Source organism: Streptomyces cacaoi, from assembly GCF_006539165.1.
In the GTDB taxonomy this organism is placed as follows: Bacteria; Actinomycetota; Actinomycetes; order Streptomycetales; family Streptomycetaceae; genus Streptomyces; species Streptomyces cacaoi.
Map to the genome: position 1 here is coordinate 445842 of NZ_BJMM01000003.1, position 16097 is coordinate 461938.

The 16097-nt window shown below is 74.1% G+C and carries 17 protein-coding genes; 10 read left to right on the forward strand and 7 right to left on the reverse strand.

What is annotated here, in order from left to right; genetic code table 11:
• Positions 1-24: 24 nt before the first annotated feature.
• The 4 genes from SCA03_RS05230 to SCA03_RS05245 all read left to right on the forward strand — a co-directional run bounded on the left by SCA03_RS05230 (position 25) and on the right by SCA03_RS05245 (position 2295).
• Entirely contained in the window at positions 25-348 is a 324-nt protein-coding gene (locus SCA03_RS05230) for a hypothetical protein (RefSeq protein WP_030882086.1), read from the forward strand.
• Entirely contained in the window at positions 345-851 is a 507-nt protein-coding gene (locus tag SCA03_RS05235; protein ID WP_086814755.1) for a hypothetical protein, read from the forward strand. The genes SCA03_RS05230 and SCA03_RS05235 overlap by 4 nt, the downstream gene beginning before the upstream one ends.
• Positions 848-1141 (forward strand): DUF3817 domain-containing protein, encoded by a 294-nt coding sequence (locus tag SCA03_RS05240; RefSeq protein WP_170298066.1) that lies wholly within the window; start codon positions 848-850, stop codon positions 1139-1141. Before SCA03_RS05235 ends, SCA03_RS05240 begins: the two co-directional genes overlap by 4 nt.
• Positions 1142-1722: 581 nt before the next feature.
• Entirely contained in the window at positions 1723-2295 is a 573-nt protein-coding gene (locus tag SCA03_RS05245) for a hypothetical protein (protein ID WP_030885266.1), read from the forward strand.
• Between the two features lie 39 nt (positions 2296-2334).
• On the opposite strand, the gene SCA03_RS05250 is transcribed toward SCA03_RS05245, so the two are convergent.
• Positions 2335-3795, reverse strand: coding sequence for a purine-cytosine permease family protein (locus SCA03_RS05250; RefSeq protein ID WP_230988490.1), 1461 nt, complete (start codon positions 3793-3795; stop codon positions 2335-2337).
• A gap of 565 nt (positions 3796-4360) precedes the next feature.
• On the opposite strand from SCA03_RS05250, the gene SCA03_RS05255 reads away from it, so the two are divergent.
• The 5 genes from SCA03_RS05255 to SCA03_RS35960 all read left to right on the forward strand — a co-directional run bounded on the left by SCA03_RS05255 (position 4361) and on the right by SCA03_RS35960 (position 8258).
• The gene (locus tag SCA03_RS05255) at positions 4361-5269 is read left to right on the forward strand and encodes a LysR substrate-binding domain-containing protein (RefSeq protein ID WP_030885270.1); all 909 of its coding nucleotides are present in this window, start codon (positions 4361-4363) and stop codon (positions 5267-5269) included.
• Positions 5270-5490: 221 nt separating this feature from the next.
• The gene (locus SCA03_RS05260; RefSeq protein ID WP_086814753.1) at positions 5491-5661 is read left to right on the forward strand and encodes a flavin reductase family protein; all 171 of its coding nucleotides are present in this window, start codon (positions 5491-5493) and stop codon (positions 5659-5661) included.
• A gap of 238 nt (positions 5662-5899) precedes the next feature.
• A complete protein-coding gene (locus SCA03_RS05265) occupies positions 5900-6244 on the forward strand; it encodes a RidA family protein (RefSeq protein WP_212767708.1) in 345 nt (114 codons plus the stop codon).
• Entirely contained in the window at positions 6241-6939 is a 699-nt protein-coding gene (locus SCA03_RS05270; RefSeq protein ID WP_086814752.1) for a DUF1028 domain-containing protein, read from the forward strand. Before SCA03_RS05265 ends, SCA03_RS05270 begins: the two co-directional genes overlap by 4 nt.
• 893 nt (positions 6940-7832) lie before the next feature.
• Positions 7833-8258 carry a zinc-binding metallopeptidase family protein gene (locus SCA03_RS35960; protein WP_230988491.1) on the forward strand — a complete coding sequence of 142 codons (426 nt, stop codon included), beginning with the start codon at positions 7833-7835 and terminating at the stop codon, positions 8256-8258.
• A 158-nt stretch (positions 8259-8416) separates the two neighbouring features.
• Here the strand turns inward: SCA03_RS35960 and SCA03_RS05280 are convergent, their stop codons facing one another.
• The 3 genes from SCA03_RS05280 to SCA03_RS05290 all read right to left on the reverse strand — a co-directional run bounded on the left by SCA03_RS05280 (position 8417) and on the right by SCA03_RS05290 (position 10516).
• Positions 8417-9172: a S1 family peptidase gene (locus tag SCA03_RS05280; protein ID WP_030885290.1), complete on the reverse strand. Its 756-nt coding sequence runs from the start codon at positions 9170-9172 to the stop codon at positions 8417-8419.
• Positions 9173-9528: 356 nt separating this feature from the next.
• Positions 9529-9855, reverse strand: a complete 327-nt coding sequence (locus tag SCA03_RS05285; protein WP_086814751.1) for a hypothetical protein — start codon at positions 9853-9855, stop codon at positions 9529-9531.
• Positions 9856-9952: 97 nt separating this feature from the next.
• Entirely contained in the window at positions 9953-10516 is a 564-nt protein-coding gene (locus SCA03_RS05290; RefSeq protein WP_086814750.1) for a TetR/AcrR family transcriptional regulator, read from the reverse strand.
• Between the two features lie 104 nt (positions 10517-10620).
• Here SCA03_RS05290 and SCA03_RS05295 point away from each other — a divergent pair, with 104 nt between their 5' ends.
• Complete coding sequence (locus SCA03_RS05295; RefSeq protein WP_086814749.1) at positions 10621-11544, forward strand: NmrA family NAD(P)-binding protein; 924 nt, start codon at positions 10621-10623, stop codon at positions 11542-11544.
• A 371-nt stretch (positions 11545-11915) separates the two neighbouring features.
• Here the strand turns inward: SCA03_RS05295 and SCA03_RS05300 are convergent, their stop codons facing one another.
• From SCA03_RS05300 to SCA03_RS05310, 3 genes are read right to left on the reverse strand one after another with little or no spacing between them, the layout of a single operon-like run.
• Positions 11916-12737: an enoyl-CoA hydratase-related protein gene (locus tag SCA03_RS05300; RefSeq protein WP_086814748.1), complete on the reverse strand. Its 822-nt coding sequence runs from the start codon at positions 12735-12737 to the stop codon at positions 11916-11918.
• Entirely contained in the window at positions 12730-14934 is a 2205-nt protein-coding gene (locus tag SCA03_RS05305; RefSeq protein ID WP_086814747.1) for an acetate--CoA ligase family protein, read from the reverse strand. The genes SCA03_RS05300 and SCA03_RS05305 overlap by 8 nt, the downstream gene beginning before the upstream one ends.
• The gene (locus SCA03_RS05310; RefSeq protein WP_030895626.1) at positions 14934-16094 is read right to left on the reverse strand and encodes an acyl-CoA dehydrogenase family protein; all 1161 of its coding nucleotides are present in this window, start codon (positions 16092-16094) and stop codon (positions 14934-14936) included. Before SCA03_RS05310 ends, SCA03_RS05305 begins: the two co-directional genes overlap by 1 nt.
• Positions 16095-16097: the final 3 nt, after the last annotated feature.

Here is a 16097-nt window from a genome sequence, read left to right on the forward strand (position 1 = left end):
AGGAACACGAGGAAGCAGCACGACATGTCCGTCGACGGCACCTGGGATCTGTCCATGGCCACGCCCATCGGCCGCATCGAAGCCGTGGTCGAACTCGGCCACCACAACGGCGTCCTGACCGGAACCGCACACGGCGCCGGTGAGGAGACGCCCCTCACCGACCTCTCGCTCGACGGGGACCTGCTCACCTGGAAGCAGGCCATCACCAAGCCCCTGCGGCTCAACCTGGCCTTCGCCGTGACGGTCGACGGCGACACCCTGGCCGGTACCTCCAAGGCCGGGCGGCTGCCCGCCTCCAAGGTCAGCGGACGCCGCCGTGCGCTGCCGGGTACGGAGCAGCAGCCGTGACGAAACTGTTCCTCTCGCTGCACGTCCTCGCCGCGATCCTCGCCGTCGGACCGGTCACCGTGGCCGCCAGCATGTTCCCCTCGGCACTGCGCCGGGCCCACGGCGGGTCCGGCGGCGGGGACGTCCTCGGCACCCTGCGGCTGCTGCACCGGATATGCCGTGTCTATGCCGCCCTCGGCCTGGCCGTCCCTGTCTTCGGGTTCGCCACGGCCGGCAGCCTCGGGGTGCTCGGCGACACCTGGCTGATCGTCTCGGTGATCCTCACCGCCGGGGCCGCCGCGGTGCTCACCCTGCTCGTCGTGCCTGCCCAGGGGCGGGAGTTGAGCGCTCTCGTCGAGGGAGCCGGCACCGGTACGGGCGCGGGTGCCGGTGTCGCCACGGGTGCGGAGAGCGTGGCGCGTGCGGCGGGCCGGCTCGCCATGGCCACCGGCGTCTTCAATCTGCTGTGGGCGACGGTCACCGTGCTGATGATCGTCCGCCCCGGCTCCACCACCGGAGCGTGACCGTGGACCTGCGTCATCTGCGTATCGCCGCACACGGCGAACTCGTCTCGCTCGTCCTCATGCTGGCCAACCTCGCCACCGTGCACGCGCGGGCCGCCTCCTCGCTGCTGGGGCCGGCGCACGGCTGCGCGTACCTCGTGGTCGTCGTGGCCACCTGGCGGCTCGCCCGGGCCGCGCCCGTCGCCAGGGTGCTCGCGCTCGTCCCCGGCATCGGCGGCCTCCTCGCGGTGCGGTCGCTGCGCCGGGCCGGGCCCGGCGAGCAGCCGACCGCGGGCACCGCCCCGGGCTGACCCGGGCACGGGCGTCCCGCCGGGGCACGCCCGCGGTGGCGACACCGGCTCAAGTGCGCCCCCTCTTCCGGGTGGTGGGGGCGCACACTCCTTGTGCGGCGGGCGCGGCACGGTCTTCCTTGGGGGCGGCGGTCACACCCCACCGGGAGGAACCACATGAGTATGCCGAGGCGTTCCGTTCCGCCCATCGCGGCCGGGGCCGGCCCGGGGGCGGCAACCCCCGGCCCGGCCGCGCTCGCCACCCCCGGCGCGGCCCAGGCGCCCCCGTACCGCCGGGGGCAACCGGCGCGGGACGCACCGGACGAGGCGCGTTCCGACGGGGAGCGTTCCGACGGGGAGCGCCCCGGCACGCACGGCCCGGGGCGGCGTGCCGGGTCCGTCCGGCCGCGGGAGCAGGGGAGCGGCCACCGGCCGTGGGAGCGGGTCGTGCGGCGGTCCTGCGCCGCAGGGGAGTGGACGGATCCGCTCAACCGACGCCGAGGATGCCGAGGACGCCGATGACGCCAGGGACGCCGATGACGCCGACGAGGCGATCGAGGCGCTTGAGGCGCCGCACCGGCGGCGCGGCGGGAGAGTGTGTGATGGGCTGGCAGACGCGGGTGTACGGGGAGTCGCACGAGGGCAGGCCGGCCGCCGTGCTGGAGGACGGGAGCGAGCCGCCGCCGGCCCGCCCGGACGGGGACGGCGGGGGAGCCGTGCCCGGGCCGGGCGACTGGCGGATCTGTGACGGCCGGGCCGGTGCGTCCCGGGCGACGCGGGTGCGTGCCGCCTGCGCCTGCGGCTGGCGGGGCGCCGACGCGTACCCGATCACCCGGGACGCCGACGGTGACCCCCGCGCGACGGATCTCTCCGGCGTGTACCAGGACTGGGCCGACCACATCCAGCAGGTCGAGGCGCGCACGGTGCCGCTGCCGCTCGAACTGGAGGGGCTCATGCAGGCGTTGGAGGAGAAGCTGGAGTCGCTCACCGTCCAGGCGCCGACGGCGGCGCTGAAGGCCGTCACGGTCCTGGAGCGGGTGGCGCAGCTCGTCGGCCGGGACGCCGCCACCATCGTCCGGGCCCAGGGCATTCCGGCGCACCGGATGGCGACGGCGCTCGGCCGCACCGAGAAGGAGGCGCGTGCCCTGTTGCAGCGGCACAGCTCCACGGGGTGAAGCGGCGGCCCTGGGGCCCGGGCCGGCGGGGTCCGGGTCTCAGGACTGCCCCGCGGGGGTGTGGCCGGCCGGATCGGGCAGGCCGCTCCCGTGGGCGGCGGCTTCGGGGGAGCCGGGTGCGACGGGCGTGCCGGGGGCCGTCGCCGGCCGGGGCGCCGGGTGTCCGGCCGGGGCGGTGGCGGTCTGCTCCGTCCCGGAACGGCGTGCCCACAGGTAGTACAGCGGGGCCGTCACGGCGAGGCCGATCAGCCAGGACAGGTCGGCGCCGCCGAGCCGGGCCACCAGCGGGCCGGTGTACAACTCGGTGCTGACGAACGGCACCTGGACGAGGATGCCGAGCGCGTAGACGCTCAGCGCCACCCGGTTGAACCGGCCGTAGCGGCCACCGTCGGCGCGGAAGAGGTCGCCGAGGTGGTAGCGGCCGCGGTGCACCAGGTAGAAGTCGATGAGATTGATCGCCGTCCACGGGACGAGCACGATCAGCAGCATGTTCACCAGGTTGACGAAGTTGGCGACGAAGTCCCGGGACATGCCCAGCGCGATGGCCATGGCACCGGCCAGGACGAGGCCGGAGACCGCGACGCGCGCGGCCAGCCGGGGCGTCCAGCCGACCCGGAACGTCTGCCAGATGGTGATCAGCGAGAGGGACGCGCCGTAGAGGTTCAGGGCGTTGTGGTTGACCACGCTGAACAGGAACAGTCCCAGCAGGACCGGTCCGAAGCCGCCCGCCGCCGAGGCGAAGCTGGCCTGCGCGTCCTCGACCGGGGCGGCGAGCGCCACCACCGTGCCGGCCAGGAAGGACAGCGACGAGCCGAGGCAGGAGCCCCAGTAGGTGGCCCAGAACGTACGGGCCGTGGGCACGGTCGCCGGCAGGTACCGCGAGTAGTCCGACACATAGGGCGCGAAGGCGAGTTGCCACAGGGCGCTGAGCGAGACGGACGCCAGCCAGCCGGCGAAGGTGAACCCGCCGCGGGTGAAGAAGTCCCCGGGCAGGCCGTTCACCACGACGACGCCGAGCCCGGCGACGACACCCACGCCGAGCACCACGGTCGCCAGCTTGTTGAGGCTGTGGATGAGCCGGTAGCCGACCAGACAGATGAAGGCCGAGCCCAGGGCGCCGAGGACGATCCCGCCGTTGGTGGGCACCGCGGGGGCGAGCCCGTGCAGCGACTGGCCGGCCAGCACAATGTTCGAGGCGAAGAAGGCGATGTACATGCCCGCCGCGACGACCACGATGACCAGGGCGCCCACCGTCCCGAACTGGGCGCGGCTCTGGATCATCTGCGGTATGCCCAACTGCGGTCCCTGCGCCGAGTGCAGGGCCATGAACACCCCGCCGGCCAGCTGACCGACGATCACCGCCAGCACGGCGGACCAGAACGACTGGTGGAAGACCTGCACCGCCATCGCGCCGGTGACCAGCGGCAGCGGCGCGATGTTGGTGCCGAACCACATGGTGAACAGGTCCCGCACCCGGCCGTGCCGCTCCGTCTCGGGCACGCGGTCGATGGTGTGCCGCTCGACCGCTTCCCCCGCCGGGTCCGTTCCCGGGCCCGCCGGGCCGGCGCCGGAGGCCGGGGGAGGTGAGCTGCCGCCCGGGCCGTCTGCGGTGCTTCCTGTGCTCGGCGTGCCGTGGTTGCGGGTCACGGGACCTCCTGGGCGCGGGGTTGGGTGCCCGCCGTGCCGCCGCACCGTGCGCCGCCCCCACCCACCGGCGCGGCGGAGCCGTGCGGAGGCGGGAGGGAGGCGGAGGCCGGACGACGGGAGCGAACGACGGACCGCCCGCGCGCTGCGGCGCGGGAGCGGCCGGACGGAGTGGGGGCGGAACCGGACGGTCGGGGCCCGGCAGGCGGCGGGCGGGCTGCTGCGGATGGTGCGGACCCGTGCCGCACGGCCGGCGGGCACGGGCGGAAACCGGCCGCGCGGCGCGGGGTGCCGAGCCGGGAAGCCGGTTGGACGGGAGTCTCCGCGCGCCGGAGGGCAGCAGTCAAACACGGAATTCCGGGGAATTGCATCGGGTTCACCGATGGACGCGGGGGCCCGGTCCGCGTGCAGGATGGCGCGTATGAGGACCGATGCCAACTTCACCCTCGTCCAGCTGCGGTACTTCCTGGCGGCTGCCGAGCTGGGCAGCATGACCGCGGCGGCCGCGCAGGTGAACGTCTCGCAGTCCGCCGTCTCCACGGCAGTCACCCACCTGGAGCGGGAGCTGGGGGTCCAGCTGCTGATACGCCGGCACGCCAAGGGGCTGGCGCTGACCGCCTCGGGGGAGCGGTTCGTGCACGAGGTGCGCGAGTTCCTGGCCAGAGCCGAGGAGCTGACGGAGTCCGCGCGCAGCCTCGGCCGCGACCCCGTCGGCGAGCTGTCCGTCGGCTGCTTCACCACGCTGGCGCCCTTCAGCCTGCCGCGGCTGCTGCGGGACATGGCACAGCGCTATCCCGCGGTCGGCGTGAGCGTCGTCGAGGGGGAGATGCAGTTCCTCCAGGAGGCGCTGCGCACCGGCGCCTGCGAGCTGGCGCTCATGTACGACCTGGGGCTGGACTCCGACATCGAGGGCGAGGTGCTGGGTTCGGCCCCGCCGTACGCTCTTGTGCCGGACGGCCACCGGCTGGCCGGGCGCGGCCAGGCACGCCTCGCCGAACTGGCCGAGGAACCGATGATCCTGCTGGATCTGCCGCTGAGCCGGGACTACTTCACCTCGCTGCTCGCCCGGGCCGGGCTGACCCCGCAGGTCCGGCACCGCAGCACGAGCTACGAGACGGTGCGCGCGATGGTCGGTGCGGGGCACGGCTGGTCGCTCCTCAACCAGCGTCCGGTGCACGCGACCACCTACGACGGCGGCCGTGCCGTCGCGCTCGCGCTCACCGATCCGCTGCCGGCCCTGCGCGTGGTGCTGGCCCGGATGCGCGGCAGCCGGCTCACCTCGCGGGCCCGTGCCTTCGCCTCCGTCTGCCGGGAGACGTACCGGAGTTGACGCCCGGCCGGGCCACACCGCCCGCCATCTGCCGGGCAGATGCAGTTCCCGGAAAAGATCTGTTGTACCGATCGACGTTCTCCGCCCCATAGTGGCAGCACCACCCCGGCCCGCCGCTGTCAGGAGGGGAACATGAGCATCCCACCCAGTGCCCGCAGGACCAGGCCGGCCCCCGCGCCGGCCGGCAGGAGCCCGTCGCCCGCGAGGAGTTCGTCGCCGCGATGGGGAACGCCGCCACCGGCGTGACGGTCGTGACCACCGACGGACCGCACGGCCGCTACGGGCAGACCGTCAGCGCCATGTGCTCGGTCTCCGCCGATCCGCCCGCGCTGCTCGTCTGCGTCACCGTACGCAGCCCGCTGCCGCGCGGGGCAACGGCGTCCTCGCGGTGAGCGTGCTCACCGCCGTCCACCGCAACTTCGGCTGGGACGGGCCGCTGGAGAGGGCCGGGGACTCCGCCGGCCTCTCCGACCAGGTGCTGGGCACCCTCGGGGGAACCGGTGAGCACTCACGAGCGGATCCGCCGCTTCAACACGGCGCGCGCCTACCCCGAACAGAACCTCAGCAACGACCTCGCACAGGCCGTCGTCGCCGGGGACCGGCTGTCCGCGCGGCCGGATCGGCCAGGACCTGGACACCGGGGAGAGCGTCGGCGTCGGGGACGTCGCCGCGCAGGCCGAGCAGGCGATGGCCGACATCGCGATGCTGCTGGACGAGTGCGGCAGCCGGCTGGAGGGGATCGTCAAGACCACCGTCTGTCTGACGGGATTCCGGTACCGGGAGCCGGTCCACCGGACAATGGGCCGCCGGCCGGAGGGCGTGCCCTACGTCTCCGCCGGGCTGGTCGTCTCCGCGCTCACCCGGTCCGAGTGGCAGGTGGAGATCGACGCCACCGCGGTCGTCCCGGCCGACCGCGCCGACGAGGCCCGGGAGCGGCGCGCCGCCCGGGCCGCCGAACGAGGGGAGAACCTGTGACCTTCTCACTGGCCGCGCACTGCCCGCGCACCGGACGCTTCGGCGTGGTGGTGACTTCCTCGTCGCCCGCCGTCGCCGCCCGCTGCGCGTTCGTCCGCGCAGGTACCGGCGCCGCGTGCTCGCAGAACATCACCGACCCGCGCCTGGGCGGCCGGCTGCTGGACGCCCTGGCCGAAGGACACGACCCGTACGAGGCCATGACCCGGCTGGTACGGGACGAACCGCACGCGCCCTGGCGGCAGTTGACCGCCGTCGACGCGGAGGGCAGGACCGCCGTGCACTCCGGGGCACACACCCTGGGTACCCACGCCGAGGCACGCGCCCCGCACGCCGTGGCAGCGGGCAATCTGCTCGCCGACCGCGGAGTGCCGGACGCCATGCTGGCCGCCTTCGCCGCCCGGCCCGCCGCACCGCTCGGCCGCCGGCTGGTGGAGGCGCTCGCCGCCGGGCAGGCCGCCGGCGGCGAGTCCGGGCCCGTCCACTCGGCGGGGCTGCTGGTCAGCGACGGCCCGGGCGGGGTGGGCTGGCCGGTCACGGACCTGCGGGTGGACTGGAGCGACGGCGATCCGGTCGCCGAGCTGGGGGCGCTGTGGGAGCGCTGGCAGCCGCAGGAGGAGGACTATCTGCGGCGCGCCCTCGACCCGGCCGATTCGCCCGGCTACGGCGTACCCGGCGACGAGCGGGGCAGCGCATGACCGGCCGCTCCTGTGGCCTTCCGGACGCGCCCTCCCGCGCCGGGGCCGCCGGCTCCCCGGGACCACCGGACGCCTCCGGACTCCCGGACACCGCCGGGCCGTCGGGCCCGTCCGGCCCGGTCGGGCCCGGTGCCGCGCCGGCGGGCGTGCGGGAGGCCGTCGGGCGGCGGTCGCCCGCCGCACCGAGGACCTGCTGGCGCTGAGCCACCGCATCCACGCCCACCCGATCCACGCCCGCCCGGAGACCGCCTGGCAGGAGGAGAAGGCCGCACGCTGGACGGGCCAGGCACTGGACGCCCTCGGCCACACGCTCGTCCCCGGCGCCGGCGGGCTGCCCACCGCGTTCACCGCCACCCTCAACACGGGCCCGCTGCACGTGGGCGTGTGCGCCGAGTACGACGCGCTGCCCGGGCTCGGCCACGCCTGCGGGCACGACGTGATCGCCGCGAGCGCCGTCGGCGCCGCCGCCGGACCGGCCCCGGTCGCCGACGAACTCGGCCTGCGCGTCACGGTGTTCGGCACCCCGGCGGAGGAGGGCGGCGGCGGCAGGATCCATCCGCTGGAGCGCGGCGTCTTCGACGGGGTGCACCTCGCGATGATGTGCCACCCCGGCCCCGTGGACGTCGCCGAGGCCGACCCGTTCGCCGTCGCACACTGCGCCGTCGACCACCGGGGCAGGGCCGCGCACGCCGCCGCCCACCCCGAACAGGGCCGGAACGCCGCCGACGCCTTCACGGTCGCGCAGGTCGCGATCGGGCTGCTGCGCCGGCAACTGCCGTCCGGGGTACGGGTGCACGGTGTGATGACGTCCGGCGGCCAGGCGCCCAACGCCATCCCCGAGCACACCCGGGGCCGCCGGTACGCTCGGCGAGCCGGCGGAGCTGAAACAGCGGGTGGAGCGCTGTTTCGCGGCGGGCGCGCACGCCACCGGGCGCGCCCTCACCATCGAGCAGGAGAGCCCGCCCTACGCCGAGTTCCGCAACGAGCACGCTCTGCTGGCGGCCTACCGGCGCAACGCCGGTGCGCTGGGCCGCACGTTCGCGGAACCCGGGGACCCGGCGGCGCGGATGAACCGGGCCTCCACGGACATGGGCAACGTCTCGCAGACCGTGCCCGCCACCCACCCCTGTCCGGGCATCGGCTCGCTGCCCGCCGTCGACCACCAGAAGGAGTTCGCCGCGCACGCCGCCGGCCCGGCGGGGGACCGCGCGGTGCTGGACGGCGCGACCGCGCCGGCGCTCACCGCCGCCGACGCCGCGGCCGACAGCGCCCAGCGGGAACGGCTGCTCGCCGGCCGGGACACACCCGCTCGCGGCTGATGTCCTGGCGCACCGTTCCCCGTCCGCGGCCGGGCGCGGACGGGGAACGGCGGGGCGGCGGCCACACGGACGGCACGGAACCGGCCGGGACACGGCGGCCTGGAGACGGCCCGGCGCGGTCGTGCGGTGGGTGTGGCCCGCCGGTCGGTGCCGCCGGCTCAGACTCCGGCGACGGACTGGATCCAGGAGCGGTACTGCGTCACGTTCGTGTAGGCGGTGGTGGTCTGCCGGTCGCTGGTGGAGGCCACACCGACCTGCTTGCCGCCCGCCATCATCGGGCCGCCCGAGTCGCCGCCCGCGGTGATGCCGTCACCGCGCCGCGCGCAGATCGCCGAGCCGCCGTAGGCGTCCGAACAGCCCCCGGACACCACGACGTTCGCGACCTTCAGCAGCCGCGACTGGCAGTTGATCTCCGAGCCGCACTGCGAGGTGGCCCCCCAGCCGTACACCTGCACGGTCTGGCCGACGGAGACCGAACCGGGGCTGCCGAGCGGGGAGTAGGTGGCCTGCACGGACCGGTCGAGGCGCACCAGCGCCAGGTCCGCCGTCGGGTGCGTCTGGACCTGGGTGCCGTTGGCGGTGGTGCCGCCCGTCGTCTGGTCGAGGCTGCCGATACGGAACGAGAGCTGACCGCCGCTGACGCAGTGCTTGGCGGTGAGGATCCAGGTGGGGGAGATGATCGTCGACGTGCACGTCTGTCTGCCGCCGGAGAACAGCCGTGCGGCCCACGGGCCGCTGTCGGCGTAACCGCCACCGATGATCCGCTCCTGCCCCCGGCCGGGGGCGGTCTGCACGGAGGCTGCGGCAGGTCCTTCGTCGGTGGGGGAGCGGTCGGTGGCTCCTGCGGCGGTGCTGAAGGTGAGCGTGGCCATCAGGGCCGCCACTATCGCGGCCGGAATCCTGGTGAGTCGCAAGGTTCCTCGCTTCCGGAGACGCGCGGTGCCGCGCGCGTGAAGGACAGGGAACTACCAGAAGTCAGAATTCCGGAAGCGGACCGGTTCGGCCAATAGCACCTTTCCATAACACCGCTGTTATGGCAGCGGCCGACCGGCCGCGCAGGGCGGGGAGTCGGCGCGGGCCGCAGACGGTCCGGTGCTGTGACGGGGAAGGCGCCCCGGGGCTGATGTGCCCACCTGGTACCGCGTGTCCGGTCGGCGGCAGTGGCGCATCCGACCGGACACGGGGAGGCGCGCCGGAGAGCCGGTCAAGGTCCTCGGGGAGCATCGGAACGGGAATCAGCGGTAGTTGAGCCTCCGCTTGCCGACGTAGATCAGGCCCCTGCAACGGGGAGCGCGGCGACGCGGTTCTCGTACTCGCGGCGCGCCTTTCGCTGAGCCGGAACCGCATTGGCGCCGTCGAGGGACTGGCAGCGGACGAGGAGCCCGCGGTGGACAGCCGGGGTAGTGCTGACGCGCAGGATGTAGCCCTGGCCGCGGCGCACCGTCGGGCCGGCGGCGAGCGCGGCCCGCCCGTCGGCGTCCGGCTCGGCGCTGATATCGGGGAGCCGGAGGAAGTCGGCGGCCCTGTCGGGCATGTCGAGGATGGCCGGCAGCTCGACCGGGGCGTCCTTGGCGTCGGCGGCAGTGTGCTCGGGCATGAGGTCGGCGACCCGCTGTCGGACCCGGGTCGGGGACCAGCTGCGTGGGCGGATTGCCGTACTGAGCCGGGGCTGTGACGGTGCCGCGCACGAGTGCTCAGGTGCCGTTGGCCCCGAGCCCCGCGACCGTGAGCCGGAAAGCGCGGTCGGCCTGCATCGCCGGGTCGGTGTAGTTCTCGGTGGCCAGGGCGATTCCGACGATCACTGTGAGTAGATCGTCGATGGTGAGGTCCGCCCGGACAGTCCGGTCGTCGAGGGCCCTGCGTAGCAGCAAGTCGCCGGCGGCACCGATGGCTGCCGCACACGAGTCCTGGGCGGCCTCGTCCTGGAGTGGCTGGTAGGAGAGCACGTCTGCCAGACCGCGTGCCGCGAGTGCGTAGGCGAGCAACTCGCGCAGCCATTCCACCAGCGCGGAGCGGCTGTCGTACTCGCCGCTGAGCGTATGGGCGCGATCACACAGGGCATGGATGCGCTGCTTGAAGACGGCTTCGAGCAAGGCTTTGCGGGTGGGGAAGTGGCGCCGCACGGTGGCTGATCCGACGCCTGCGATGCGGGCGATCCGCTCCAGGGATGCCTGGGCTCCCTGGGCCGCCACCTCGGCCTCGGCCACGGCGAGGATGTGCGTGTAGTTGCGGCGGGCGTCCGAGCGCTGGCCGGTCATGGTCGCTCCAACATTGATAAGTGGCGGGCCCCGCCATATCGTAGCGAACACGAAACGGCGGGCCCCGCCGTTTGTGGGTGCGTGGCTACTGAGGAGATGTACACATGACCACTGCCGCAACACCGGTTCTCGTCGCCGGTGCCACTGGCCGCCAAGGCGGCGCCACCGCCCGCGCCCTGCTCGCGCAGGGAACACCGGTACGCGCCCTGGTACGCGACCCGAGCACGCCGCGTGCACGGGCTCTCGAAGAACTCGGCGCCAGCCTGTTCGTGGGCGATCTCACCGCACCCGGGACACTGGAGGCGGCCATGGACGGCGTGCGGGCCGTCTTCTCCGTGCAGATGCCCGCATACACCGAGCAGGGGTTCGACTTCGCCGGCGAGGTCAGCCAGGCGGACAACCTCATGACGACTGCACGGGCCGCCGGTGTGGAGCAGTTCGTCCAGTCCTCCACCAGCGGCGTGGGACAGCACGTCGAGGCTCCGGGCTGGGCCGAAGGGCGGTGGGCGGTGATGGAAGCCCCGCTTGGCACGAAGGCTGCGATCCAGGACCGGCTGCGCGAACTCGACTTTCCTTATTGGACGTTGCTCAAGCCGTCGTTCTTCATGGAGAACTTCGAGCCGTCCATGCGGTTCTACTTCCCCCGCGGCGTCGAAGGGGGTCTGGTCACCGTCGTCAAACCGAGCACGCACCTGGCACTCGTAGCAGCCAAAGACGTGGGCCGAGCCGCGGTGGCTGCCCTGTCCGCCCCCGCCGAGTTCCACCGAGTGGAACTGGAGCTCGCCAGCGATTACCTGACCATGACCGAAATCGCCGAGATCCTCTCCCGCGCCCTGGGCGTCCCACTGACGGCCCCGGACATGACCGAGGCACAGGCGCGCGCCGCCGGCATGGGAGACATGGGTGCCACGCACGAGTTCATGGATGTGGTCGGACAACCGGCCCGGCCACAGTTCGCTCGCGCGCTGGGCATCGACCTGACCAGCTTCGAAGAGTGGGCGCACGAACACCTGCGGACCTCCGCCTGAGCAGAGAGGTATGACGTCGGCCTGTCGCCTCGCACCTGGCACCGGTGCGGGGCTCGGGAACCGCTGTCGGTCCGGAGGGCGACGAGTTCCCGGGCCCGCAGGCCGAGCCCGAGAACGTACGGTGAGTTCGCCTCCTTCGATCCGAAGTCTGCTGGCGGGTTGTCCGGCACCTGGCTCGCCGCTCGTCAGCGGCACCCGAAGGTCGTCAAGCGCACCGGCATCGAGCCGCGTGCTCCCCGGGAACGGCGAGCAACCGCCGCGAAGCGGCTGACCAAGACAAAGGCGCGAGACGCTGATCAGCGCTCCGGTCGGCTACGGCAGCGCTCTGGAGGAGGCCGACCGGCCCGACATGCAAGGCAGTCGGGCGCGTCCTAACGCCCCTGCCAGCGCGGCGCCCGCTTCTCGGCGAAGGCGCGTGGGCCCTCCTGTGCGTCGGCGGAGTCGAGCATGGCGCGGTAGCGCGGCAGGGCGCCGCCGCGCATGCGTGCGTAGCCGTCGGCGACGCCGAGCGGCTCGGTCGCGCGCAGCACCTCCTGCACCGCGGCGACGGCCAGCGGCGCCCCCTCGGCGATGCGCCGGCCCAGCGCCAGGGCGCTCTCGACGGCGCTGCCCGGCCCGGTCGTGACCTCGTTGACGAGTCCCCAGCGCGCGGCCTCACCGGCGCTCATCCGCCGCCCGGTGAGCAGCAGTTCACTGGCGACGGCGCGGGGCAGCCGCTTGGGGAGGCGCAGCACACCGCCCGAGTCGGGGATCATGCCGATGCCGACCTCCGGCAGCGCGAACTCGGCGTGCTCCTCGGCGACGATCAGATCGGCCGCGAGGGCCAGTTCGAAGCCGCCGCCCACGGCGAGCCCGTTCACCGCGGCGATCACCGGCTTGTCCAGGTCGAACAGTTCCGTGAGTCCGGCGAATCCGCCGGGCCCGTGGTCGGCCTCGATGCCCTCGCCGCCGGCGGCCGCGGCCTTCAGATCCCAGCCGGCCGAGAAGAACCGCTCGCCCGCACCGGTGAGCACGGCGGCACGCAGCCCGTCCTCTCGGCGCAGCCGGTCGAAGGCCGCGTACAGCGCGCGGCTGGTGGCCACGTCGATCGCGTTCGCCTTGGGCCGGTCCAGCGTGATCAGCAGGATGCCGTCCCGGTCCTCCAGCCGGACCGCCTCCGACCGGGCTCCGTACTCCTCGGCCGCCTCACCCATGTGTCACCTCTTCGTTTTCGTCTGTGTGTTCGTGCCCCGCGTACCGGACGACCGCGTCGACGGCCACCGCACCGTGCCCCTCGGGCAGCACCAGCAGCGGGTTCACCTCGACCTCGGTCACGTCCTCGCGCTGGGCGTACGCGGCCACCGCTGACACGGCCTCGACGGCCGCGGCGACATCGCCCGCCGGGCCCGCCCGGAAGCCCCGCAGCACCGGCCAGGCCCGCAGCGAGCCGAGCGTCTCCTCGATCTCGGCCCGGGACGCGGGCAGCAGCAACGTCGCCGTGTCCCGCACCAGTTCGACCAGCACACCGCCGGAGCCGAGCGTGAGGGCCCGGCCGAACCGGGGATCGTGCCGTACGCCGACGACCAGTTCGGCCACCGCGCCGGGCACCATCCGCTCGATCAGGAAGCGGTCGGCGAGCGGTGCCATGGCCGCGACGGCCTCGCGCACCGCGCCCTCGTCCGCGAGTCCGGTCCGCACCCCGCCCACCTCGCTCTTGTGCGCGAGCCCGGGGGAGAGCGCCTTGACGACGACGGGGAAACCCAGCGTGGCGGCGAGGGCGGCTGCCTCGTCGGCCGCCCCGTCGCCGCCCTGCCCGGTGGCGGCGCCGCGCGGGGTGGGCACCCCGTGCGCCGACAGCGCCTGTTTGGCCTCGTACTCGTCCAACGCGCCGCCCGGGCCGCCCCGTCGGGCCGGAGCCGGGCCTTCCGGAGCCGGCCCCGAGGGGCCGGGCGGGAGGGTGCCGGTGCCGGCGTGCCGCCTCCGGGCCGCGCCGATCGACGCCGCGGCGGCGAGGGCGCGTACGCAGTCGGCCATGCCGTGCATGGGCGCGATGCCCTCGGCCAGCAGCCGGCTGCCCGTCTCCTCCGGCAGCCCCTCGGGCAGCGAGCTGACCACGCACGCCGGTGCGCCGCTCGCGCGGGCCGCCGCCGTGTACGCCTCCAGCGTCGTCGTCCACAGCTCGGGTGCGCAGCGGTCGGCGCGGGGCACGTCGAGCAGCAGCAGGTTCATGTCGAACCCCGCACCGAGCAGCGCGGTGAAGCAGTCCCGCTGTGCCTCGGCGTCGCCCCAGATGTAGGTGTGGTAGTCGAGCGGGTTGGCCACGTGCACCCGCTCGCCCAGCACCCGCCGCAGCCGCGCGGCCACCTCGGCGGGCAGCTCGGGCAGTTCGGCGCCGTGCCGCTGGGCGACGTCGGCGATCAGTGCGGCCTCGCCGCCGGAGCAGCTGGCCGAGGTGATCCGGGTGCCGTCCTGCGGCCCGTGCACATGCAGGAGTTTGAGCGTCTCCAGGAACGTGCCGACCTCGTGCACCCGGGCGATGCCGAGCCGCCGGAACAGCGCGTCGCACAGCACGTCGGACCCGGCGAGGGAGCTGGTGTGGCTGAGGTTGGCCCGCGCCCCCAGCTCGGAGCTGCCGGTCTTGAGTGCCACCACGGGCACCCCGGCGGCCAGCGCCTTCAGCGCGGCACGCGAGAAGGCCGGCACGTCGTCGATCCCCTCCAGGTGCAGCCCGATCGCCGTCACCCGCGGGTCGTCGAGCAGCCCCTCCATGAGCTGCGGTACGCCCGTCACCGCGCCGTTCCCCGCGGTGATCACATAGCCGAGCGGGACGGAACGGCGCTGCATCGTCATGTTCTGGGCGATGTTCCCGCTCTGCGTGATGACGGCCACGCCCCGCGCCACCCGGGTGCCGCCGTGCTGATCGGCCCACAGTGCGCTGCCGTCCAGGTAGTTGAGCACCCCGATGCAGTTCGGCCCGACGACCGGCATGGCACCGGCCGCCTCCCGCAGCCGCTCCTGGAGGCGGGCGCCGTCCGCGCCGTCCTCCGCGAACCCGGCCGCGTAGCACACCGCGCCGCCGGCGCCGTGCGCGGACAGCTCGGCGAGCACCGGGATCGACGCCTCCCTCGGCACCGCGACGAGCGCGGCGTCCGGCGCCTGCGGCAGTTCGCCGACGCTGCGCCGGCAGGGGAGCCCCTCGATGCTGTCGCGGTGCGGGTGCACGGGCCACACCTCGCCGGTGAAGCCGATGGCGCGGCACTGCCGGATCGCCTCGGCCGCGCTCTCCCCGCCGAACACTGCGATGTGCCGGGGCCGCAGCAGCCGTCGCAGCCCGTCCCCGTGGCCCCGGCGTCCGGTGTGCGCTGCCGCGCCGCCCGGTGTGCGCCGGCCGCGGTCGCTGCCCGCACCCATCAGGACCCCAGGGGGCGCAGCAGGGAGCGGGAGATGATGTGGCGCTGGATCTCGCTGGTGCCGTCCCAGATGCGCTCGACCCGTGCGTCACGCCAGTACCGCTCGACGGGCAGTTCCGCCATCAGTCCCATCCCGCCGAAGATCTGCACCGCCCGGTCGGTGATGCGGGCCAGCGCCTCGGTGGCGTACAGCTTCGCCATGGCCACGTCCCGGTCGGTCATGGTGCCCTGGTCCTGCTTCCAGGCGGCGCGCAGCGTCAGCAGCTCGGCCGCCTCCAGCTCGGTGGCCATGTCGGCGAGCGGAAAGCCCACGCCCTGGAACCGGCCGATGGGCTGCCCGAACTGCTCGCGCTCGGCCGCCCACCGGGTGGTCATCTCCAGCACGCGGCGGGCCCGTCCCACGCTGGTGGCCGCGACCGACAGCCGGCTGGCGCCCAGCCATTCGCCCATCAGCTCGAAGCCCTTGCCTTCCTCGCCGAGCCGCTGCGTCTCGGGCAGGCGGACGTCGGTGAAGGAGAGTTCGCACTGGTGGTATCCGCGGTGCGAGACGCAGGAGGAGCCGCGCCGCACCTCGACGCCGGGCGCGTCGAGATCCACGAGGAACGCGGTGATCAGGCTCTTGGTGCCGCGGGCCGTCTGCTCGGTGCCGGTCGCGGCGAACAGCACGGCGAAATCGGCGGCGTCGGCATGGCTGATGAAGTGCTTGGTGCCGTTGAGGACATAGCCGTCGCCGGAGCGTTCGGCGCGTGTCGTCATGCCGCGGACGTCCGACCCGGCGCCCGGCTCCGTCATGGCGAGGCAGTCGTGCCGTTCGCCCCGGACGGCCGGGAGGAGATACCGCTCCCGCTGCTCGCCGCGGCACGCCTGGAGAATGTTGCTGGGGCGGGCGACGAGCATCTGCAACGCGTAGCTGGTCGCTCCGAGTTCCCGCTCGACGAGCGTCATGCTCACCGCGTCGAGCCCGGCGCCGCCCAGCTCCACCGGCATGTTCGCGGCGTACAGCCCTGCGTCGAGCGCCTTCTCGCGGATGCGCCGCGCCAGTTCGGGCGGCACCTCGTCCTTCTGCTCCACCTCGTCGGCGTGCGGGTCGAGTTCCGTGGTGACGAACCGGCGGACCGTGTCCACGATCATCCGCTGCTCGTCCGTGAGCGCGAAGTGCATTTC

Coding starts and splice junctions, on each gene's coding strand:
- SCA03_RS05230 (WP_030882086.1), top strand. CDS start 25: ATGTCCGTCGACGGCACCTGGGATCTGTCCATGGCCACGCCCATCGGC.
- SCA03_RS05245 (WP_030885266.1), top strand. CDS start 1,723: ATGGGCTGGCAGACGCGGGTGTACGGGGAGTCGCACGAGGGCAGGCCG.
- SCA03_RS05255 (WP_030885270.1), top strand. CDS start 4,361: ATGAGGACCGATGCCAACTTCACCCTCGTCCAGCTGCGGTACTTCCTG.
- SCA03_RS05260 (WP_086814753.1), top strand. CDS start 5,491: ATGGGGAACGCCGCCACCGGCGTGACGGTCGTGACCACCGACGGACCG.
- SCA03_RS05285 (WP_086814751.1), bottom strand. CDS start 9,855: ATGCCCGAGCACACTGCCGCCGACGCCAAGGACGCCCCGGTCGAGCTG.
- SCA03_RS05290 (WP_086814750.1), bottom strand. CDS start 10,516: ATGACCGGCCAGCGCTCGGACGCCCGCCGCAACTACACGCACATCCTC.
- SCA03_RS05295 (WP_086814749.1), top strand. CDS start 10,621: ATGACCACTGCCGCAACACCGGTTCTCGTCGCCGGTGCCACTGGCCGC.
- SCA03_RS05300 (WP_086814748.1), bottom strand. CDS start 12,737: ATGGGTGAGGCGGCCGAGGAGTACGGAGCCCGGTCGGAGGCGGTCCGG.
- SCA03_RS05305 (WP_086814747.1), bottom strand. CDS start 14,934: ATGGGTGCGGGCAGCGACCGCGGCCGGCGCACACCGGGCGGCGCGGCA.
- SCA03_RS05310 (WP_030895626.1), bottom strand. CDS start 16,094: ATGCACTTCGCGCTCACGGACGAGCAGCGGATGATCGTGGACACGGTC.